At 58.5% G+C, this 21686-nt stretch carries 18 protein-coding genes and 1 pseudogene; 10 read left to right on the top strand and 9 right to left on the bottom strand.

Annotated elements, in window-relative coordinates:
- From ACB033_RS07345 to ACB033_RS07320, 6 genes and pseudogenes are all read left to right on the top strand, one after another.
- A pseudogene (locus tag ACB033_RS07345) lies at window positions 1-628 on the top strand (type VI secretion system tip protein VgrG); the annotation flags it as partial.
- A complete protein-coding gene (locus ACB033_RS07340; RefSeq protein WP_139431451.1) occupies window positions 628-1485 on the top strand; it encodes a DUF4123 domain-containing protein in 858 nt (285 codons plus the stop codon). The pseudogene ACB033_RS07345 and the gene ACB033_RS07340, both read left to right, overlap by 1 nt.
- Window positions 1482-4919: a toxin VasX gene (locus tag ACB033_RS07335; RefSeq protein WP_240041758.1), complete on the top strand. Its 3438-nt coding sequence runs from the start codon at window positions 1482-1484 to the stop codon at window positions 4917-4919. Before ACB033_RS07340 ends, ACB033_RS07335 begins: the two co-directional genes overlap by 4 nt.
- A gap of 468 nt (window positions 4920-5387) precedes the next feature.
- A complete protein-coding gene (locus ACB033_RS07330) occupies window positions 5388-6071 on the top strand; it encodes a hypothetical protein (RefSeq protein ID WP_240041759.1) in 684 nt (227 codons plus the stop codon).
- A 524-nt stretch (window positions 6072-6595) separates the two neighbouring features.
- Window positions 6596-7309, top strand: coding sequence for a hypothetical protein (locus tag ACB033_RS07325; protein WP_240041760.1), 714 nt, complete (start codon window positions 6596-6598; stop codon window positions 7307-7309).
- Window positions 7310-7610: 301 nt separating this feature from the next.
- A complete protein-coding gene (locus ACB033_RS07320) occupies window positions 7611-9377 on the top strand; it encodes a hypothetical protein (RefSeq protein ID WP_139725369.1) in 1767 nt (588 codons plus the stop codon).
- A 144-nt stretch (window positions 9378-9521) separates the two neighbouring features.
- Here ACB033_RS07320 and ACB033_RS07315 read toward each other — a convergent pair whose 3' ends face one another.
- Entirely contained in the window at window positions 9522-10406 is an 885-nt protein-coding gene (locus ACB033_RS07315; protein WP_139431447.1) for a LysR family transcriptional regulator, read from the bottom strand.
- Window positions 10407-10515: 109 nt separating this feature from the next.
- Between ACB033_RS07315 and budA the strand changes: the two genes are divergently transcribed.
- On the top strand, window positions 10516-11295 hold the full coding sequence (gene budA / locus ACB033_RS07310; protein WP_139431446.1) for an acetolactate decarboxylase: 780 nt from the start codon (window positions 10516-10518) through the stop codon (window positions 11293-11295).
- 27 nt (window positions 11296-11322) lie between these two features.
- Complete coding sequence (gene alsS / locus ACB033_RS07305; protein WP_017764087.1) at window positions 11323-12993, top strand: acetolactate synthase AlsS; 1671 nt, start codon at window positions 11323-11325, stop codon at window positions 12991-12993.
- 100 nt (window positions 12994-13093) lie between these two features.
- Here the strand turns inward: alsS and ACB033_RS07300 are convergent, their stop codons facing one another.
- Window positions 13094-13672: a DJ-1 family glyoxalase III gene (locus ACB033_RS07300; protein ID WP_042049914.1), complete on the bottom strand. Its 579-nt coding sequence runs from the start codon at window positions 13670-13672 to the stop codon at window positions 13094-13096.
- Between the two features lie 33 nt (window positions 13673-13705).
- Window positions 13706-14653 (bottom strand): ketopantoate reductase family protein, encoded by a 948-nt coding sequence (locus ACB033_RS07295; RefSeq protein ID WP_042009230.1) that lies wholly within the window; start codon window positions 14651-14653, stop codon window positions 13706-13708.
- A gap of 357 nt (window positions 14654-15010) precedes the next feature.
- Between ACB033_RS07295 and ACB033_RS07290 the strand changes: the two genes are divergently transcribed.
- Window positions 15011-15493 (top strand): YajQ family cyclic di-GMP-binding protein, encoded by a 483-nt coding sequence (locus ACB033_RS07290; protein WP_005303589.1) that lies wholly within the window; start codon window positions 15011-15013, stop codon window positions 15491-15493.
- Between the two features lie 103 nt (window positions 15494-15596).
- On the opposite strand, the gene ACB033_RS07285 is transcribed toward ACB033_RS07290, so the two are convergent.
- The 6 genes from ACB033_RS07285 to ACB033_RS07260 all read right to left on the bottom strand — a co-directional run bounded on the left by ACB033_RS07285 (window position 15597) and on the right by ACB033_RS07260 (window position 20796).
- Entirely contained in the window at window positions 15597-16415 is an 819-nt protein-coding gene (locus ACB033_RS07285) for an outer membrane protein OmpK (protein WP_139431444.1), read from the bottom strand.
- Between the two features lie 156 nt (window positions 16416-16571).
- Complete coding sequence (locus tag ACB033_RS07280) at window positions 16572-17951, bottom strand: MFS transporter (RefSeq protein WP_139725370.1); 1380 nt, start codon at window positions 17949-17951, stop codon at window positions 16572-16574.
- An 87-nt stretch (window positions 17952-18038) separates the two neighbouring features.
- Window positions 18039-18368, bottom strand: coding sequence for a hypothetical protein (locus tag ACB033_RS07275; RefSeq protein ID WP_017764090.1), 330 nt, complete (start codon window positions 18366-18368; stop codon window positions 18039-18041).
- 116 nt (window positions 18369-18484) lie between these two features.
- Entirely contained in the window at window positions 18485-19036 is a 552-nt protein-coding gene (locus ACB033_RS07270) for a peptidylprolyl isomerase (protein WP_005303575.1), read from the bottom strand.
- 15 nt (window positions 19037-19051) lie between these two features.
- A complete protein-coding gene (locus ACB033_RS07265) occupies window positions 19052-19624 on the bottom strand; it encodes a YajG family lipoprotein (RefSeq protein ID WP_010634807.1) in 573 nt (190 codons plus the stop codon).
- Between the two features lie 29 nt (window positions 19625-19653).
- The gene (locus tag ACB033_RS07260; RefSeq protein WP_095593229.1) at window positions 19654-20796 is read right to left on the bottom strand and encodes a methyltransferase; all 1143 of its coding nucleotides are present in this window, start codon (window positions 20794-20796) and stop codon (window positions 19654-19656) included.
- Between the two features lie 192 nt (window positions 20797-20988).
- Between ACB033_RS07260 and ACB033_RS07255 the strand changes: the two genes are divergently transcribed.
- Window positions 20989-21297, top strand: a complete 309-nt coding sequence (locus ACB033_RS07255) for a BolA family transcriptional regulator (RefSeq protein ID WP_139725423.1) — start codon at window positions 20989-20991, stop codon at window positions 21295-21297.
- The last annotated feature ends 389 nt before the right edge of the window (window positions 21298-21686 follow it).

Raw genomic sequence — 21686 nt, 5'->3', positions numbered from 1 at the left:
CACCGTGCTGCGCACCGAGACCCACCAGGGTGAGGGCTTCAATGAGCTGCGCTTTGAAGACCAGGCTGGCAAGGAAGAGATCTACATCCACGGTCAGAAAGACCTGAACGTACTCATCGAGAATGATGCCGCCTGGCACATCAAGCACGACCAGCATACCGATATCGACAATGAGCGGGTGACCCGCATCAAGGCCAATGACCACCTGACGGTGGAGGGCGAGAAGCGTGACCAGATAAAAGCCGACTACTCGCTGACGGTGGATGCCAGCCTGCATCAGAAGCTGGGGCAGTCTTTGCTGGTGGAGGCGGGGAGCGAGGTGCATCACAAGGCGGGCATGAAGATAGTGATGGAGGCAGGGGCCGAGCTCACCCTCAAGGTCGGCGGCAGCTTTGTGAAGCTCGATGCCGGCGGCGTTACCCTCAGTGGCGGCTCCATCAAGATGAATTCAGGCGGCAGTCCGGGTTCAGGTTCCGGCTGGGGTGGCCAGATGCCGATCCAACCGGAGGCGGTTGAGGTGGTGGCACCACCACCTCCCATGGACCCCGCACGTCAGATCGCGACGCTGAAATCGGCAGAGCCGGTCTGTGAGATTTGTGAACAGCTGGCCAAGGGGGAGAGCCAGTAATGGTTTTGCCCGAGTTTGATTTGGCCAAAGGAGAGCACCTTTATCTTCTGCTCGATGGCGGGCAGATCCCCGAGCTTGAACGGCAGTTGTTTGAGGTAACCGATAGCCCTGCCTATCAACCTATATATCTCTATGCACCTTGGGATGCCCTGCGAGAAGCCTCTCCCTGCTTGGTTGAGGCGTCACCAGCCCTGCTCGATTGGTATGCCCACGGAGAAGAGGGGTGGGGATATCTCCTTTCCTCTCGGCTTCCGTTATTACCACTCGCGGAGCGGCTACGCCAATTGATCGAGGTTGAAAGCCCTTACGGTAGTTGCATGTTGCTCAAGATGGCCCAGCCCGATGGCATGTACCGCCTGCTGCAAGATGATGAGCCTTGGCTTTGGCAGGCTATTGGGCAGGTATGGATCCCTGTGCACAGGTTGCTGCGCCCAAACTCCCCTGCCGAATGGTGGAACAAAAAGGTTTCCACGTCGGAACTGCCAGTTGGCAAGTTGCTACGTCTGAGTGATGTCCAGTGGACACGTCTTGGAGAGGTAACCTGGTTGAACACCCTAAATGATATCTGGCGCCATATGGGGAAATGGTTCCCAGAACGTCTGGGTGAACAGCTTGATGCTCGTCAGTGGGTAGCAGAGTGGGCTGAATGGGGTTATGGCAAAGGGTTCGAAAGCCCAAGGGACCTGTTGTTTTTCTTCAATGTACTGGGTTACCTCGGCACTGCCTGGAAGGAGAGTGACGCTTATCCCGCCATCACAGCACTGCTCATGTGTACTTCTTCACTCACCCCCTCACAGAGAATTGAGCAAGCCGCCGAGCTCGCCGCGACACAACATAGAATGGGAACTGAGATATGAGTGCTAATCAAGACGCTGCAGCAGCAAGCAGTGCCAATGCTCAGGGGAGCACTAAAGCTTGCCCATTGAAGAAGAACAAGATTCAACTATTACCGGTTCGTTATGCGTTGGTTGAACAGAAAACGGTCCATCCAGCCATAGCCAGCAACCATGCTGCCAACATCAAGTACCGCCCCGTCGGGATCCGATTGATTGACGAGACGAGCTATCTCTATCTGATCCACAGCAAGCGCCCCGATATCATCCATGCCTATCAATTGGCGGAGAACGGGGGCGTTGCCAAGCTGGAGCAGAAAGGGCTGGCATCCGCCTCAGGCAAGGAGGCGTTTGTTTATCAGGAATCGGACTCTACCATAGTGGTCAGTCGTTCCGGTTCTGTGCAGGTGCTTTACAGTCGCACCAAGATCTCGCCCAAGCTGCAAGGCCAGCTGCTGCGCTCCCCCAAGCTGCGTCAAAAGATGATGCAAACCTGCCGGTTGGGCGGTTTTGATTGTCAAAATGGGTCTCGACATCTGCTGCCACCTGAGCAGCTTGAGAAGCATCTGGCAGAGACGCACCCGCAGCAAAGCACTCATGCCAAAACCGATCAGTGGTGTTGGTTGACCCAAATGCCAAAAACGCAAAGTGCTAGCGTATTGACCAGCAAAATACTGCCTGCTTACCAGGGGGAGGCTGCCATCCTGCTGTTGGAGGATCCGATTGGTCTGATGACAGAGTTGGCCAGCGCCTATCAGGCGATGGTGGAGCAAGAAGAGCAGTGGATGGCCGAAGGCTATAACCGGGCTGATTACTTTGCTGCCGCTCAGTTGCTCCAACTGATTGAGATGAGCGATGACCTCTTGTTGATGCAGTCGACGAACAATCAAAAGTTGGCCGAGTATAGCAAGGCTCATCCCAATGCGTTGGAGAACCGCTATCGCGACTATTGGAAGGCAAAGCAGGACTATGAAGCCGCATTGGAGAAGATGAATCGCCCCAGTGCCTCGCCGTTTGGCGATAAAAAGACGTTCGAAACCTATCGTTCCGAGTTGGCCAAGAATGACGTGATGGCAAAGGAAGCAGGCGTCTCCAGCCAAGAGTTAAAGGCGATGTTTGACCGCGCCGGTGAGCAGAAGAAAGACCTGCTCTACGGCGAAAGCTGGATGGGCATGCGGATAGCACGGGGGATCCTGGAGCGTATCGATGAGGAGGCCATGCGCGCCTGGTACGGGCCGGCTCAGGCCAAGATCACCCATTGGCGGGAAACCTGCTTCCAGCTCGAAACCGACAGGGTTGCCATGTTGCCAGCGGCCTACACGGCCATTCCCGTCTATGACAAAGAGGTGCAGGAGCAGTTCAAACGTCGGCTGGATCTGGAGTATCACTGGTTGCTGGGCTTGGGGGACGATCCGGAACACAGGCAGAAAGTCAGTGCATTTTTCGCCACCTTGGGTGAGCAGAACACCCATCTCTGGGTATCCAACGCCGACAATATCACCACTGTTGAAGACTATGACGGGCTTGCAGGGGACATCAATAACGCGCTGGGGGTCAAGGACAGTACCAGTGCGCTGATCGATGGCCTAGCTGGCCTCAAGGAGTTTCAGGCGCAGATGGCAGGGGTGCATCTCAAGCTCATCGACAGCCTCCCTACACAGTTGCAAGGCTCCATGAGCAGGCTGGCGTCGGAACTTGGCCGTTTGGCTATCCCCGAGCTGCAAATAATGGCTGAACGGATACATGCGGCCCAAGGTCAGGCAGATAGCCTGCTGCGCCATGCCAGACCCGGCACCATTGCCATGCTGTTGGGTCAGGCGAAGAATGCGGCCGTCACCCTGGATATTGGCACTCAGAGTGATGCTGGTTACACGCAGTGGCAGCAAAAAACCTTGGGCACGTTGGAGACGCTGCGCAAACGGGCTGAGTTTGCCACCAGCGAATACAACAAGGCGCGCAAGAGTACTTCCACCGACAGCAAGATTAGGGCTCGCGCCAATGCCGAATGGGCCGCGGTGCAGCGTGAAAGTGCGGCGCTGCGTGAGCAGGTGTTTGCACACAGCCAGCCGGTGGCTCGCCCCGGCGAGCCTCACCCCGTATCCCATATCGTGATCAAGGCCAGCGGCGCGACCCTGACGGAGATAGAAGAGCACTTGCGTTTGAGTCGCGCCGCCTTGCGTAATCAGGTGCTGTTTGGCAATGCAGCCAGACCCGCCTTGGGCGGGGCAACCCTCAGCGGCAGCCTGGGTCTGGTGGTGCTGGTGGCCAACTGGTTCAACTTCGCCAAGACGGTGGGGGATCTGGCCCATAAGAGTGAAAACACAGGAGCACAGAACTTTGACTTATGGTCTGCCACGTTGGGGTTGATGGGGGCTGCATTGGCGCTTGGTGTCGAGGTGGTGCGCACTTCCGCCTATTGCCGCTGGCTCAAGGAGGGGGCTGAGAGCAGCCTAAAGGCGACCGGCCGGGTGGTGACGCTAGGGACCACTCTGGTCGCTGTTTTGGGTACAGGGTCAGCATTGTTTGATGGTTATAAGCAAGCCTCTCAGATAGGTCGTCATTGGCGCCGGGGGGAGTGGGAGCCCATGGTTGCTTCGGCCATCACCTTGAGTGGTGATGGCCTGCAAGCCTATGCCAGCGGAAAAGTAATGTTGGCTGGGACCCGGCTCGGCATGGCTGCCATCGCCGGGGAGATCAGTTGGCAGCGGGCCGCCGCCGTTACGCTGCGCTTCGCGGTTCGATTGAACCCTTATATGTGGCTGGCCAGCGCCCTGATCTTCGGTGGCGAGTTGGCCTATAACTTCCTTACCTCGACCCCGCTGATGCGCTGGGTCAGCGAGTCTCGCTGGGGCAAGCGCGGCATGCTGCCATTTCTGCACGCCAATCAGGAGTGGGAGTACGATATGCAACTGCGCAAGTGGCAGGAGGTGATGCAGACCCCGCGCCTGAGGATTAAGTACAACACCGAGACCAAGACGCAGCAGAGGCTGATGGTGGGCACCATCGTCGATGTGCCGGTACAGCAACGGGTGTTGACCCAGCTGCGCATTCTGCTGCCCATGACAGCCCCCGAGCAGGTTAAACTCGCCGTCCTGGTAAAGAGCGAGGGCAAGCTGGTCGATTTCACCGACCACTTTCGCCAGACCGCACCTGTGGCACAGGAGGGGTTGTATACCCGCCTCGACTTCGACTGGCCCCAGGATGAAGTCAGTAGACGGCGCATGGCGTGGCTGCATCTGGTGATCTCGGTCACCACGGCGGAAGGTAACCAGTTGTTTGAGGAGCAGGGGGGGCTGCGCTTTTCCCTTAATCTGCAGCAGTTGCAGGGGCAGGAAGAGGCCAAGCTGGCCGGTGATGAGCCGGGTTGGAGCCAGGTGGAGGCACTCGACGAGGATGACAACTTCCCCCTGACCCGTGGCAAGATAGTGGCCCAGTTGCAACCCCTGCTGAACCGATAACGAGGACCTATGAAACATTCCCCATTGCCGTTTTTTGCCGGCCAGCACAGGCAGGAGCGCCTCGGCGCCCGTACCGTATTCAGCCCCTTGCCGGTGATGACCAATGTGCCGCCAGTGCGCCGCGCCGATTGGTTGACCCAAAAGCATCCCCACTATATCGAGCTGGGAGGGGCGGGTGGTTCCCTCTTTCAAACTCAAATACTCTATTCGGTCTGGGTGCTTGGCCTACTCATCTTTGCTGGAATGTTTTGGGGGCCTCCTGGAAATGGGATGAGCAACGGGCAAGGCTGGGCTGGTGTCTGGACTGGATTGTATGAGGAGGTCTGGATCGGGGCGAACCAATGGGCGATGGAGTTTAGCTGGGAGAATCTGCTTGGCACCATTTTATTACTTGGAACGATGCCTGGTTTAGCTTTGTTTTTGACAGTCAAGATACTGAGAGAGCACCAACAGCAACTTCGCCGAGTATTGCCATTTCGCTTTCACCGCCAGCGTCGCGAGGTGATGCTGTCGCGCTGGGACAAGCGCACCAAGCGCACCGAAGTCCGGATATTCCCTTGGGAAGAGATGTGCGCCATGGTGGGAGAGGGCTCTGCGGTCTCTGTCAGCGGTGTGATGACCATGGCAAGCCTGTTTTTCGGTATCAACTCGGACGAGCGACCCGGCCACTTCTGGTCCGGCATGAACGTCGGTACCCTCAGCAAGGAGGTGGGTGCCAGCGAGTGGGAGATGATCCGCCGCTATATGGAAGAGGGGCCCGAGGCCATCGATGAGCCGGCCCCGGTCACCTTTGACGGCATGATCGAGGAGTTCTGTCGGGAACGCAAGATACCCCGCAGCGCCTTCTCGCCCCTGCGTCGCCTATGGTGGGAACTGAACGGTACCCGCTTTGGTATATTGCGCATCAATATTCAGAGCTGCTTGCAGCAGCGCTTTGCTGAGCGCTACTTCGCTGCCCATCCCGAGCTGGCAGCCTGGAGTGAGCCATTGCCACCCGAGCAGTGGGCCAAACCGAGCGAGCGGTTGACCCGTTGCAACCAGCTGCTGGTGGAGCAATATGCCCAGGGCCGGAACATCTTCACCGTGGGTGACGTGCGTGAGTTGCTGGGGGAGGAGATAACCCCGCAGGCCGCTCAGGCGTTGACACCCTAATGGATACCATCGTTGGTGGGATGTGACTGCCACCCACCTGACAGCATCGATATAGAGCACGGATGAAACACTCAACATTGCCATTTTTTGCCGGCCAGCACAGGCAGGAGCGCCTTGGCGCCCGTACCGTATTCAGCCCCTTGCCGGTGATGACCAATGTGCCGCCGGTGCGCCGCGCCGATTGGTTGACCAAAAAGCACTCCCACTATATCGAGCTGGGAGGGGCTGGCGGTTCACTCTTTCAAACTCAGTTGATGTATTCGGTCTGGGTGGTGGGGCTAATTATTTTTGCTATGGCTTTTTGGGGTCCCCCTGGAACTGGTTTGAGCGATAGTCAGGGCTGGGCGGGGGTCTGGGCTGGATTATATAAGGAAGTCTGGGTGGGGCCAGACCAATGGGTGGTGGAGTTTCGCTGGGTAAACTTACTGATGGCGATTGGCGGATTGGGTTTTGGGCCCGGTTTTGCCTTGCTTTTTACAGGAAAGTTGATATGGGAGCATCAGCATCAGCAGCAGCTGCGCCGAGTGTTGCCATTTCGCTTTCACCGCCAGCGTCGCGAGGTGATGCTGTCGCGCTGGGACAAGCGCACCAAGCGCACCGAAGTACGGATTTTCCCTTGGGAAGAGATGTGCGCCATGGTGGGAGAGGGCTCAGCGGTGTCGGTCAGCGGTGTCATGACCATGGCGAGCCTGTTTTTCGGTATCAACTCGGACGAGCGGCCCGGCCACTTCTGGTCCGGCATGAACGTCGGCACCCTGAGCAAAGAGGTGGGGGCCGGCGAGTGGGAGATGATCCGCCGTTATATGGAAGAGGGGCCCGAAGCCATCGACGAGCCGGCCCCGGTCACCTTTGACGGCATGATTGAGGAGTTTTGCCGGGAGCAGAAGATACCCCGCAGCGCCTTCTCCCCCCTGCGCAGGCTTTGGTGGGAACTGAACGGCACCCGTTTTGGTATACTGCGCATCAATATCCAGAGCCGCTTGCAGCAGCGCTTTGCCGAACGCTACTTCGCCTCCCATCCCGAGCTGGCGGTCTGGAGTGAGCCATTGCCGCCCGAGCAGTGGGCCAAACCGAGCGAGCGGTTGACCCGTTGCAACCAGCTGCTGGCGGAACAATATGCCCAGGGCCGGAACATCTTCACCGTGGGTGACGTGCGTGAGTTGCTGGGGGAGGAGATAACCCCACAGGCCATTCAGGCGTTGACCCCTTCAACCCATGAGGCGGTTTGCTCTGCCTAAGTAGGCTCTATCTGCTTCGCAAGGCGAGATGGAAAGATGCCCAAAGTTGCAATTATCACTACCAGCTCGCTTGTTCTAGTAGAGAACGACTCAAGGTTATAGACCGGGCCATGACCAGCATAGATGGTGCAGTAGATCCTGAAGCAGATTAGTTATGGGATGAGGATAACTTGGCAGGATATTTGATATCCCATGATGTTTCAGTTTTTACTATTTAGACTCTTAGAGTTGCAATATATATTGTTATCAATTTAAGGATTTTATTTTCTCTTACTCCAAGCATCACATCAAGGAGATGTCATTGTTAAGCTATTTTATACCCATCTTAATAAGCATTATCAAGGCCATGACATTGCTTTGTTGGTGGTCAGATAACTCTTTGCGTCAGAAGGAAAGGGATGACGCAATTGCTCGATTGAGGGTGAGGAGTAAAACTGCTGATGAGTTATCTGATGTGGATCTGGTTTGGCTGAGAAAGATATACAAACGACGATTTACCGATAGAACTATTTATCAACATGAAGGTCTTTATAACGTGCGTCAATTGGCGCCAGGATGGCGGCAACGTTGGCAGGATACCTGTGTAGGTGACGTGAGAGTGGAGTCTATTTATTGGCCGCCAGCCACTTACAGCGAGGATTCATCCCGTAGTGTTATTATCCGGGGTCTTATCTATAAAGATGCGCTCTACGCCGTCAGTGTAGATGGTGCTTTCCTTGTTTCTGAAGTTCGTAAGTCAGAGGAACTGTCCAAACAGTGGGCGCCCAGAGAATGTGATGTTGTCTATCTTGAAGCCTTACATATCATCATTCCTATATTTTCAATATTTACTTTTATTTTCTCTTTCGAAAATAGCATCCCCACTTTGTTGATATTAACCATCCTAATACTCGGTATATTGGGCAGTTATTCATGGATAGTCTTAACATTGCACCGTTTGTTTGTGCTTGATGGACAGTGCTTGCTCCTGCCAGCTAATAGTGTGTTTGGCGAAATGAAAGTCATCAATGGATACATGGTCAGTGATCCCGCAAAGAAGTTGCAGCCAGGGGAGTGTTATAGACTCCATTGCCAGCGCACTCACCGTGAATTATTTTTCTCCCCAGAGCGAATAAATAATAAAGAATATGTAGATGGTACCCAATCCCTCCTTTTTGGCTCTCGTCAATTTAACTGTGCTCTGGCATTGTTTTTTTTGATTTTGCATATTGTTTTACTTCATAACCTATACCAGTCACCTGCTTACCAAATCCATACTGGAATTACAGAATATAATAGGGAAATAGCAGTCGATAGAAATAACTTTTCCACATTATACGATTTGTCATCACAAGACTTTATTCATGTAAGTGGTGTTTTAGCCATTGCAAATGGGACCGATGATACAGTTTGTCTTCGTGATAAGAGTTCGATCGACATCGAAGGTATAAAAAATTCTGCTCAGCATATCATAGGTATGGATTACAGTGCCGAGTCTGATGTTGAGGGAGCTTTATCAGAGCGTTATCCTGAACTTTATAAATACCTTGTAAATATGAAACTCGATAAGCAGGTGAATTGTCCGATCACCGTTCGCGTAACCGGGAAAATTAACTATTATTTTGACACATCTCCAGCATTCATTCTTGAATACATTTCAAAATATGTGGTTGATGATCCTGAGACTTTAGGGAGAAGGATTTATGAGAATTTTTATGGTCCAGCAGAGTTGGTTGCGTCACCATCTGCTAAAAGACAAGAAGTAAAAAGAATAATCAGTCCGATAATCAATCATGATGTCATTGTTAGTGGTATTTTACACTATGTTTATGGCGATGAAATTTCAGAAAGATATTCGCTTTCTGGTTTGGTTGTGAGTATAGAAAAAAATCCAGATGGAAGTGTTATTGTTTTTTTGAATGATGATTTCAATCCAACTCAGATAGAGGAAGTTGAGAGTGTTTACTATAAGATATTGATCAATATCATCTTGATTTTCACCTATTTCATAACGTTTCTGGGGTTCCTGATTGGATGGTTCAGGGCGTCGGGAGAATCTCCAAGCATGCCGGCTTCCAGCTCCACATAATTGCTGATTAGCCAAATTGAGCCGGCAAAATATAGCATTATGAGTGCCAAGTCCAAGCTGATAGAGATGTGGTGTCGCTATGAAATCGACAGCCCCTGTCTCTAAAGTTCCCCTCTTTATCATCAAGTTCAGCATGACGTTGATTCAAGGTTGGCGCGGGATCAGCCCAATCAGATGCTGCAGGCTTTTTTGACGGGGATGGCGGCGGGTGGCGAGGCTGATGCGGGTGGTGAGCGGCTCGGCGGCGATGGGGTGATAGCTGACGCCGTGGGGGTGCAGCTCACTGACCGAGCGCGGGATGATGGCGACCCCGAAACCGGCCTGCACCATGCCGACGGTGGAGATCACCTGCGGGCTCTGGCTGCCTAGGCGGGGGCTGAAGCCGGCCCGCTGGCAGCGCTGGGTGATGGCGTCGTGCAGTCCGGGCCCGATCTCGCGCGGGAACAGGATGAAGGGGTCCTGCACCAGCGCCTCGATGGGGATGGCGCCACTGCCGGCCAGCGGATGGTGCGGGGGGAGGGCGATCAGCATCTCCTCCTCGTCGATCAGGTGGTGGGCCAGCGCCGAGCTGCTGCTGCAGGGCAGGCGCAGGATGGCGGCATCCAGCTCCTCGCTCACCAGATCACGCACCAGATTGGGCATGCTGTTCTCGATGGGGTGCAGGCTGACCTCCGGCCAGGCCTGGCGAAAGTCGTGGATGAGTTGCAGCACGCTCGGGTGCAGCACGGTGGAGCCGGCAAAGCCGAGGCGCAGCGAACCCAGCTGGCCGCGAGCGATGCGCCTGGCCTTCTGCATGGCTTGCTCGGTCTGCGCCAGTATCCCCTTGGCATCCTGATAGAGGCTCAGCCCCGCCTCGGTCAGCTCCACACTGCGGGTCAGCCGGTGAAACAGCGGCGTGCCCACCTCCTGTTCGAATTTGCGGATCTGCTGGCTGAGCGGCGGCTGGGCCATGCCCAGCGCCTCGGCGGCGCGGGTAAAGCTCTGTTTGTCTGCCACGGCCACCAGGTAGCGCAGGTAACGGAATTCCATATCTGGTACGTCTCGAAGCTGATGGGTTTGGATATTGGTATCAAACTGTGATCTTGGTCACTATTGAATCCTGATTTGCCAACCTAACAGGATTGGAGGTGAAATCCAAATGGAAACCAATTCATCATGTGACTGCGCCATCGAGATCAGCCAGCAGTTTGCTCGCTGGCAGGCTCGCCAGGGGGGCGGCGAGGTCTACCAGAGCTCCCTGATGAGCGCCCTGCTGGCGGGAGTTTACGAGGGGGAGACCACCATGGCCGACCTGCTGCGCCACGGTGACTTCGGTCTCGGGACCTTCAACCGGCTCGACGGCGAGCTGATTGCCTTCGAGCGCCAGATCCACCAGCTCAAGGCTGACGGCTCGGCCCGCCCGGCCCGCGCCGAGCAGAAGACCCCGTTTGCGGTGATGACCCACTTTCGCCCCTGCCTGCAGCGCCGCTTCGATCATCCCCTGAGTCGCGAGGAGATCCACCTGTGGGTGGATCGGTTGGTGGGTACCGACAACGTCTTCGTCGCCTTTCGGCTCGACGGCCTGTTCGAGCAGGCGCAGGTGCGCACCGTTCCCTGCCAGCATCCCCCCTACAAGCCCATGCTGGAGGCCATCGAGGCTCAGCCGCTGTTCTCGTTCAGCCAGCGGCGCGGCACCCTGGTGGGCTTTCGTTGCCCGCCCTTCGTGCAGGGGATCAATGTGGCCGGCTATCACGAGCACTTCATCACCGTGGATCGCCGGGGCGGCGGCCACATCCTCGACTACGCCATGGGCCACGGCCAGCTGCAGCTGTCGGTGGTGCAACACCTCAACATCGAGCTGCCTCGCAATCCGGCCTTTCAACAGGCCGACCTCAATCCCGCCGATCTGGACCGCGCCATCCGCGCCGCCGAAGGCTGAGCCCTTCGCTTAACAAGGAGTGACATCATGGAAAATCAACACTGGGCCTGTGGGGCCGAACTGGTGGTGCGCCATCTGGAGGCGCAGGGGGTCAAGCAGGTATTCGGCATTCCCGGGGCCAAGATCGACAGGGTATTCGATGCGCTGGAGGACTCCCCCATCGAGACCATAGTGGTGCGTCACGAAGCGAATGCCGCCTTCATGGCCGCCGCGGTCGGCCGGCTGACCGGTAAGGCGGGGGTGGCGCTGGTGACCTCGGGGCCGGGTTGCGCCAACCTCATCACGGGGCTTGCCACCGCCACCTCGGAAGGGGATGCCATGGTGGCGCTGGGCGGTGCCGTGCGGCGGGCCGACGGCCTCAAGCTGACCCACCAGAGCCTGGATACCGTCAGCCTGTGCCGGCCGGTCACCAAGTTCAGCGCTCAGGTGGGCACCGGCTCCGCCCTCTCCGAAGTGATGGCCAACGCCTTTCGCAGCGCCGAGCTGGGGCGGCCCGGAGCGGCCTTCGTCAGCCTGCCGATGGACATCATCAACGAGCCGACCGACGGCGCCATCCTGGTGCCGAGCGCCATCCCTGAGCCGGGAGCAGCCGACGAGAGCGGCATCGATCGGGCGCTGAGTCTGCTGGCGCGGGCTCGCAAGCCGGTGGTATTGCTCGGCCTGCTGGCCAGCCGGCCGGAGAACTCCCTCGCGGTGCGCGCCTTCCTCGACAAGAGCCGGTTGCCGGTGACCGGCACCTATCAGGCGGCCGGGGTGGTGGATACCCACCATTTCGATGACTTCGCCGGACGGGTGGGGCTGTTCAACAACCAGCCGGGGGACAAGCTGCTGCAGGATGCGGATCTGGTGATCTGCATCGGCTACAGCCCCATCGAATACGATCCCGTGTTGTGGAACGGCACCGGTGAGCGCCAGCTGCTGCACATCGATGCGCTGCCGGCGGAGATCGACAGCAGCTACTGCCCGGCGGTGGAGCTGGTGGGCTCCATCAGCGCCAACCTGGCGCGGCTGACCCGGATGCTGCACCAGCCGCTGGCGCGGGATCCGGCCATTACTGCCCTGCTCGGCGAGATCCGCGCCCAGCGCCATCAGCTCGCCGAACATGCCGGCCGGCTGGGGGGGACCCCCATCCATCCGCTGCGCATCGTCAAGGAGCTGCAGGACATCATCGGGCAGGACATGACCCTGTGCGTGGACATGGGCAGCTTCCACATCTGGATTGCCCGCTACCTCTACAGCTTCCGGGCCCGCCAGGTGCTCATCTCCAACGGTCAGCAGACCATGGGGGTGGCGCTGCCCTGGGCCATCGGGGCAGCCATGGTGCGCCCGGGAGAGAAGATCATCTCGGTGTCTGGCGACGGCAGCTTCATGCAGTCGAGCATGGAGCTGGAGACCGCGGTGCGGCTCAAGTCCAACATAGTGCACATCATCTGGGTCGATAACGGCTACAACATGGTGGCGATGCAGGAGGAGAAAAAGTACAGCCGCAGCTCAGGGGTGAGTTTCGGCCCCATCAACTTCAAGGCCTATGCCGAGTCGTTCGGGGCGGCCGGCTTTGCCGTCACCTGCGCCGAGGATCTGCGGGCGACCCTGCGCGCCGCCATGGCGGTGAGCGGGCCGGCGGTGGTGGCCATCCCGGTGGATTACAGCGACAACCACCTGCTGATGGAGCAGCTCAGGCCCGAAATGCTCAGTTGAGCCGGAGCTTAACCGGCAGACTGCTTGCAGTTCGCCTCAAAGCAGAGCGCCCCTTGCCAATTGGCAAGGGGCGCTCTGTCATTGCGAGAGGGCTATTTACTCAGGGCATGGGTGAGGAGGGGGGCAGCACCATGGGGCCGGCCACCGCACCGGCAGCCTCGTCACCGCGCAGCACCCGCACCAGCTCGAGGGCGAACTCGATGGCGGTGCCCGGCCCCTGGCTGGTGATGAGGTGATGAGCCTCATCGGTCACCACCCGCGCGTGACTGAGCTGCGCCGCGGGCAGGCGGGCCTGAAAGCCGGGATGGCAGGTGGCGCGGGCTTCCCCCAGCAGATCGTGGTGCAGCAGCACCACGGCGGGGGCGGCGCAGATGGCTGCCCGCCAGCGCTGCGCTGCTGCCTGCGCCTTGAGCAGGGTGATGGCGCGCGGCGTATCGCGGATAACCTCGCTGCCGGGTAGGCCACCCGGCACCACTATGGCCTCGAACTCCTGATCCGCCAGCTCGTCGAGGTGGCAATCCGCCACCAGCTGTACCCCGCGGGAGGCCCTGATCTGGCGCTGCCCGGCGGGGCAGCAGGAGGCCAGCACCACCTCGATGGCCCCGCGCACCAGGGTATCGACGATGGCGACCGTCTCGATCTCTTCCGACCCGGGGGCCACCAGTACCAGTACGCTCATCCGTTGCTCCTTGCGTTGGCGAGCCCGATGGGCTCACTGCTTCTCTTTGATGGCCTGATAGAGACCCTGATTGACCGGCACCGCGATGCCGTGGCAGGCGGCCCGGGCCAGCAGGAAGCCGGTGATGGCCTCAATCTCGGTCTCGCGCCCCTGCTCCATGTCCTGATACATGGAAGAGTAATTGTCGGCGGTGAGCTCCACCACCGTCATGACCCGGCGCAGCAGCTCGTCGCTGCCGGTGGGCTGGCCTTCGGCCTGCATCACGTCCGCCACTTCCACGCAGATCTGCTGCAGGGCATCGGCAAAGCGCGGGCCGGCCAGCTCGCCATTCTTGAGTTTGTAGAGCGCGGTGAGCGGGTTGATGGCGCAGTTGACCGCCAGCTTCTGCCACTGGCGCGCCTGGATCTGCTCATCCCAGCCGGCCTGGCCGAGGGCGGCCGCCAGCTCGTCCGCGAGAGCGGCATGGGCTCTGGCCGCCTCGTTGACCGGGCCTAGCCAGGTTTCGCCCTTGCCGGTGTGGCGGAACACGAAGTGGCCGCTCTGCATGGCGCCGTGGCTGGTGACGCCGGCGATGACCGGATTGTGGGGGAACAGCGCGACCACCTGTTCGGCGATCCCCATGCCGTTGTGCAGCAGCACGATGGGCACGTCGGTTGCCAGCTGGCCCACCAGCGGGGTCAGCGCCTCGATGACCTGGCCGGCCTTGGTCATCACCAGCAACCGCTGGATCTGACCCGGCTGGTCGACGAAGCCGCGCTCGATGTTGATGAGCTGGGTGTTGCCCTCCAGCGAGGTGAAGTCGATGCCGGGGTGCAGGGTGGCGCGGTGGCGCTCGCGCAGCAAGACGCGGGTGGACTGGCCGCTTTGAGTCAACAGGGAGGCAAACACACCGCCCAGGGCGCCGCAGCCCAGCAGGGTCCATTGGGGGGAGGGGGTGTGTCGACTGTGTGTCAGGTTGTAATCGCGTGATCCGCTTGGCATGGAGAGACTCAATCAAGGTAGGGGCTGCATTCCAGTCAACCACCTGCCGGGGATAAGTGAAGATGTCGCCTGGCGGACACCTGGAACGGGTTCATGATCTTGCTGCTAGGTCGTGATCAAGGCTTATACGAGGCTTGCGCATGTGAAGCCGGAAGCCCATGTATTCAGATACAAGCGGGCTCCTGCGCAGCGATTTACCTTGCGGACGACCTCTCGCGACAGATACTGAACAGGTTCTAACGGGTCTCGCCATTCCTGTGCGCAGGGGATTCTAGCAGAGCAGTCCCATCGAAATCAGCAAATTTGCCGTAATTCTGGTAGATTTGCCCCCTTATAGCGCAACATGAGGAGCCCACTATGCCGTCATTCGATATTGTCTCTGAAGTCAAAATGAACGAGGTGTTGAACGCCGTCGACAACGCCAATCGTGAACTGGCGACCCGTTTCGATTTTCGTGGTGTTGAAGCCAGCTTCGAGTTGAACAAGGAAGAGGTCAAACTGGAGGCCGATGCCGATTTCCAGCTCAAGCAGATGGTCGAGATCCTGCGCGGTGCCCTGCTCAAGCGCAACATCGAGAACAGCTCCATGGACGTGGGTGACAGCGTTCACTCCGGCAAGCGCTTCCACCTGACCGTGAAGTTCAAGCAGGGGATCGACAAGGAAGTTGCCAAGAAGCTGGTGAAGCTGATCAAGGATTCCAAGATCAAGGTGCAGGCCGCCATTCAGGGCGACGAGGTGCGGGTCACCGGCAAGAAACGCGATGACCTGCAGGAGACCATGGCCCTGGTGCGTGGCGCCGAGCTGGGCCAGCCGATGCAGTTCCAGAATTTCCGCGACTGATGGATGGCCGGGGAGGGCGCGGCTCTCCCTTATTAGCCGCCATCGAGCCATAAAAAAACCGGAGCAGCTGCTCCGGTTTTTTGTATCCCTGATACCCGTTCGATTAGAACTTGTAGGTAACGGAGAAGTAGTGGCCGAAACCTGTGGATTTGAAACCATCAGAGTTTTGAACACCGTAGACATCGTTGAAATATTTCAGACCGTAGCCGACGGCGTAGCGATCAGAGTGCCAGTACAGGCCGTGGAAAGTAGCTGTTCCATCAGTGGAACGGCCCGCCACGTCATAGGTATCCATACCAAATGCATAGTCCAGGTAACCCTGATAGGAAACGAAGCTGCCGTTGCTGAAGGTGTAGAAAGGCTTGAACCAGTTCATGGAGAACTGATAACCATTCCATTTACCTTCTTCTTCTAGGAAGAACTTACTCTCGGTTGCGTGACGAGCATAAAGGTTCATACCCACCTTGCCAAACCAAGGAACCATGACATCAGCACCCAGACCGATCTGGTTTTCCATCATGTTGTCGTCGATGTTGTTCAGAGAGGCGATGTAAACCTCTTGCACCGGACCGAAGGAGAGATCTTTACCAGTCAGCGCATCCAGAGACATACGCGGCGCAAACTTCATGAATATGTTCTGACCGCGGTGTTTGTCGCTATGGCGGTTGTCGAAGATATCGAAGACGTCGACGTAACCGTACAGGTCAAACAGGCCAGAACGACCACCGAACTCCATCTCAAAGTAGGTATCGTTGTAGTCGTGATCTCCATGCGGAAGTTGACCGATGGTGTGCATGACGTTGAACTGCATCCACTTGTAGTCGTTCTTGTGGATGTCACCGCTGTAGTCAGCAGCGAAAGCCGGGGTAGCGGCGGCAGCCAGCAGACCGGCACCGATCAGAGTCTTGGTAAATTTGGCCATTTTATTGGTCTCTTGTGCGTTAGTTGAGGTTTTCCGTAGCCTGCCCACAAGGAGCGGAAGGGATTCTAGCCAAATAAATTCACCGGATAAACCAGCACCAGGGAACTTTATTCGGAAGTGTGAATCTAATCACCCCCAACTTTACGCAAACGCTTGCTATTTGTCCGATTGCGGTAACAAGGCACATCCTCGTTTGGCAACCAACACGATCAGGATCAGCACCGGAATGCCGAGCAGGCTGGTACTGATGAAGAAGCTGCTGTAGCCGAACTGCTCGACGAAGCGGCCGGAAAAGCCCGCCAGCAGCTTGGGCAGCAGCAGCATCACCGAGCTGAACAGGGCGTACTGGGTGGCGGAGAAGGCCACGTTGGTCAGGCTCGACAGATAGGTGACGAAGGCGGCCGTGGCGATGCCTGCGCTGAGGTTGTCCAGCGAGATGATCAGGGTCAGCAGCTCGAGGTTGTGGCCCACTTCATTGAGCAGGGCAAACAGCAGGTTGGTGCTGGCGGTGAGCAGGGCGCCGAGGAACAGGATGCGCAGGGTGCCAAAACGCATCACCAGCACGCCGCCGAGGGCAGCCCCCACCAGCGTCATGATAACCCCATACACCTTGGTGATGGTGGCCACCTCGGTCTTGCTGAACTGCATGTCCACATAGAAGCTGTTGGACATCACCCCCATCACCACGTCCGAGATGCGATAGCAGGCGATGAGCCCGAGGATCAGCAGGGCGGAGCCGCCGTAACGGCGAAAGAAATCGGCGAACGGACACCAGATGGCCTCGTAGCTCCAGGCACCGAGACCGGCCAACCCAGCCGGCCAGCCGCGGGCGAGCAGCAGGGTCTTGCGGGCCGCCTGTTGTTCATTCTGGGCGGCAAGATCAATGACGGGTTCGTGGCAGAACAGGGTGGTGATGACGCCGAGGGACATCAGCCCCGCCATCAGCAGGTAGGTGAGCTGCCAGCCGCGATAGTCGTAGCCGTCGTTGCTGCCGAGCCAGGCGGCCAGTGCCAGTGCGCCGGCACCGGCCATGATCATCGCCAACCGGTAACCAGTCATGTAGGAGGCCGCCATGGCCGCCTGCAGCCGCTCGGGGGCCGACTCGATGCGATAGGCATCGATGACGATGTCCTGGGTGGCGGAGGCGAAGGCCACCAACAGGGCAAACAGGGCCAGCTGGGCGAGCTGGGTCTTGGGATCGCAGAAGGCCATGCCCACCAGCGAGGCGGCGATCAGCAACTGGGAGAAGAGCATCCAGCTGCGGCGCCGGCCCAGCCAGCGGGAGAGCAGCGGCAGCGGCAGCCGATCCACCAGCGGTGACCACAGCCACTTGAAACCATAGGCCAGCGCCACCCAGCTCATGTAGCCGATGTCGGTCAGGCTGACATCCGCTTCGCGCAGCCAGAACGAGAGGGTGCCGAACACCAGCAGCAGCGGCAAGCCGGAAGAGAACCCCATGGCAAACAGGATGAGAACCCGAGTCTCAAGGTAGACGGCGAGCGACGCGCGCCAGCTCGGTGTACTGACAGTGTTCAAATACCTGACTCCTCTGGGAAAATTGCGCCATTTTGTCAGGTTCGGGTTGGATAGCCAAGGCAAGCCGGGCAGGGGAGGTCACTATATTCAGGGGCGCAGGCCGATGCAGTGGCGCGGCAGCGGCCCGTCCGTGGTCAGGAAATTGGCGCACTCCATCAGCTGCAGGCGCAACCAGACGTCGGCGATGATCTGCTGTTCATCCCATTGATGCAGGCTGTGCAGCAGGTGCCAGAATACCCCCTCCTGCTCGGAGGCCGGGGTCTTGTCGGCGGGGACATGGGGCAGATCCTGCCAGTGGGACAACAGCTGCCAGCTCAGATCTTCCAGCTGCTGATAAGGGATTTCTCGTGCCAGAAAGTGACGAACCGTCTGGGCCAGGGGGATGGCGTGCTGGGCGATGTAGTCGTTGCAAGTCACCGGAACCTCCTTCTCCTCTCGTGGGCCTGGCCCCGCATATCGGGGCAAGGCCAGAGTATAGAAAGGGGCGCCGGCGACCCGGACCGCGGGGATGACGGATTGTGATCCGCTCCGCGTTATTTGTCCGCCAGCAGGACCACCTTCTTCAGGATGATGGGGCTGGTGGGCACGTCGTTGGCACGCAGGATGGGGCTGTAACCGGTCTGCACCTGGGCCAGCTTGTCCAGTACCTCCATGCCCTGCACCACCTGGCCGAACACGGTGTAACCGGCGCCGGCATTGGCGTTGAGGTTGTTGTTGTCGACCAGGTTGAAGTAGAACTGGCGGGTGGCGCTGTCGACCGCCTGGGTGCGGGCCATGGCGATGCTGCCGCGCTTGTTGGGCAGGCCGCCCTTGGACTCGTTGACCACAGGGTCAAAGGTGGGCAGTTGCTGGAACTGCTGATTGTAGCCGCCCCCCTGCACCACGAAGTCCTGGATCACCCGGTGGAAGATGCTGCCGTCATAGCTGCCATCGGCCACGTAGCGCAGGAAGTTCTTCACCGTCTGCGGCGCCTGCTTGGAGGCCAGCTCCACCACTATGTTGCCGTGGTTGGTCTCCATCCTGACCTTGGGGCCGGCGAACGCCAGCGGGGCGATCAGCATGGCCAGTAACCAGAGTTTTTTCATCTATTCGCTCCTTGTTCAGCTCGGCTGACCCTTGAGATAACCGCGCAGGGCTGTGTCAGCCATGATCTGCTGCAGTACGCTGCCTAGCTGCTGGTTCAGGGTGGACTCCAGTTCGGCCATGCTCGGCTCGCCCGGGCCTTCCTTGCTGGAGGACATGTTGAACTGCTTGGTCAGCTTGCTGCCCTGGAAGTCGGCGATCACCTGCAGGCTGACGCGGGACTTGGTGACATAGGTGAAGGTCTTCTCTTCTACCGTGACCGCGGCAGTGGAGATGGCCAGAGTCAGGTTGGTGGTGCCGCTGTTGCCTACTTCCAGGCCCTGGCTGCGCAGCCCTTCGGCGAGCTTCTCCGCCAGCAGGCTGTTGAGGGGCTGGCTGCTGTTGACCAGTACCGCAGCCTTCTCTTTTTTCTTGATGGAGAAGACGTAGGCGGCTTCACGCTTGTCCACCCCTTCCAGGGTGATGCGGTTGCCCGAGTAGTACTGCTGGTTGGAAGGGATCACCTGTGGATTGAGCAGGGCGCTCTCCGGCCAGTGAGTCGCACAACCACCCAGCATCAGGGCGGCCAGCAGCAAGAGTGACTTTTTCATCATGGGTTTCCTTTCGCGTTTGATGGCGTTTAACGTTTGATGGCTTTCAAAATAACGAATTTGCTGTTCGACGCAACGACTTGTGCGTTGGCGAACAGGCGCTTGAGCTTGTTGTGATAGTCCAGATGGCGGTTGCCCACTATCCAGAGTTCCCCCCCTTTGGGCAACACCCGGTGGGCGTCGCTGAACATCTGCCAGGCGATGTGGTCTGTGATGGCCTGCAACTGGTGGAACGGCGGGTTGCAGAGGATCCGATCCGCCGAACCGGCAGGCACGCCGTCGAGACAGTTGTTGACCATAAAGTGGGCGCGGGGCAGGGCCGCCGGCAGATTGTGCTCGACGTTGAGCCGGGCCGAGGCGACCGCCATGCGGGACTCGTCGACGAAGGTGACCTCCACCTCGCTGTCACGCGCCAGCAGGGAGAGCCCCAGCACGCCGTTGCCGCAGCCCAGATCGATCACCTTGCGGGCGCTGTGGATGGGCAGATTGTCCAGCATGAAGCGGGCGCCGATATCCAGGCTGGTGCGCGAGAACACGTTGGCATGGTTGTGGATGAGCATGTCGGTGCCCTCCAGTGGCCAGACCGTGGGGAAGGGGTTGGCCAGCGCGGGACGCTCGGCGGGCGCAGCGGCCGGAGTGCAGTGAATGAGGCGCGCCTTCTTCCAGGCGAGTGACGTGCGGGTCGGCCCTAGGTATTTCTCAAACAGCGCCAGGGTGGAAGTGTGGATGTCCTTGGCCTTGCCGGCGGCGATGACGCGGGTGGCAGGGGTAACGACCCCGCGCAGGGCCAGCAGTTGCTGCTCCAGCAACGCCTGATACTTGGAGACCTTGATCACCACCAGTGCGGGGGCATCGGGCAGGGGAGCCAGCGCATCCTGCAGGCGGATGGCCGCGGGATCCAGGCCGTTTTCTGCCAGGTTGGCCAGGGTAGCCCGCTCGCTGATGTGGGAGTCGGTGACGCAGACAGGGGCATGAGGGTGCAGACAGGCGGCCAGCGCGCCGAAGCCGTCGTTCATGATGATGACGGGGCCATCCTGCTCGAGGGGCTCCTCGGCCAGGGTGTTGATCAGATACTCGTCGGCGGCATCCCAGGCCTGCAAGGGATCCTGCTGCTGACGTGGATAGCGATACAGGGTCAGGCGACAGTGGGCCGTGTCGAGAAGGGTTTGCATAGGCGAATTGTCCAGCTGAGTCATGTAACGGGCCCCGGTGGGGCGCAAAGTGGCGCTATTCTAGCGGGGGCGGAGAATTTCACCAGCCCGGTAGGGCTGCAAGCGGGATTTTCCCGCACCGCCCGATTTCGTCATCCGGCCAACCCTGGCTACAATGGCCGGACATCCATTTTGGGAGTTTTGCTCGTGACCATGCAACAACAGATCGAGGCCAAGCTGGCCGCCGCCTTGTCCCCCAGCCACCTGGAAGTGATCAACGAGAGCTACATGCACAGGGTGGCGCCGGGCTCGGAGAGCCACTTCAAGGTGGTGGTGGTGAGCCAGGCGTTTGAAGGACAGCGCCTGCTGGGGCGCCATCGTCAGGTCAATGCGGTGCTGGCCGACGAGCTGGCGGGGGCCATTCATGCATTGGCGCTGCATACCTATACCGAGCAGGAGTGGCAACGACGGGAGCAGGCACCGAGCACCCCCAGCTGCGTCAGCAAAAACGGACTCTCTTAAGACTATTGACGAATTGATTACTCAATCTTCGACCAGTTAACAATTTCAAAACCTGTTTCGGCGACGTTTCGTACTCATGAGGGGAACGTCGCCCTCCCACCGCGCCATCAAGATTTCTAATCCTTTTTCGAACATAAAAATTATTACCCATTTTGGGGTAATGGTGGCTAACTCGAGGCCGCGCCTGAGGTTTCACGAGAAAAAGCGACGCGATTAAATTGCGATGATTTTGTGATAGAGCGGGGATTTTCCCCATTTTGCATGGCAGGAAACTTGCCATAGGTGGTAAACTCAGGCGCTTTTGAATGACTCTGTATGTTGCTGATTTGTTTATTTCTTCGACATCTTGCCGCAACATCAACGGGCTCATTCAACAACTCGTCGTGATG

It is taken from the genome of Aeromonas sp. S15(2024) (assembly GCF_041402265.1).
Lineage (GTDB): Bacteria > Pseudomonadota > Gammaproteobacteria > Enterobacterales > Aeromonadaceae > Aeromonas > Aeromonas dhakensis.
The sequence above is the reverse complement of the archived record's forward strand: the minus strand, read 5'-3'. Positions and strand labels throughout refer to the sequence as shown.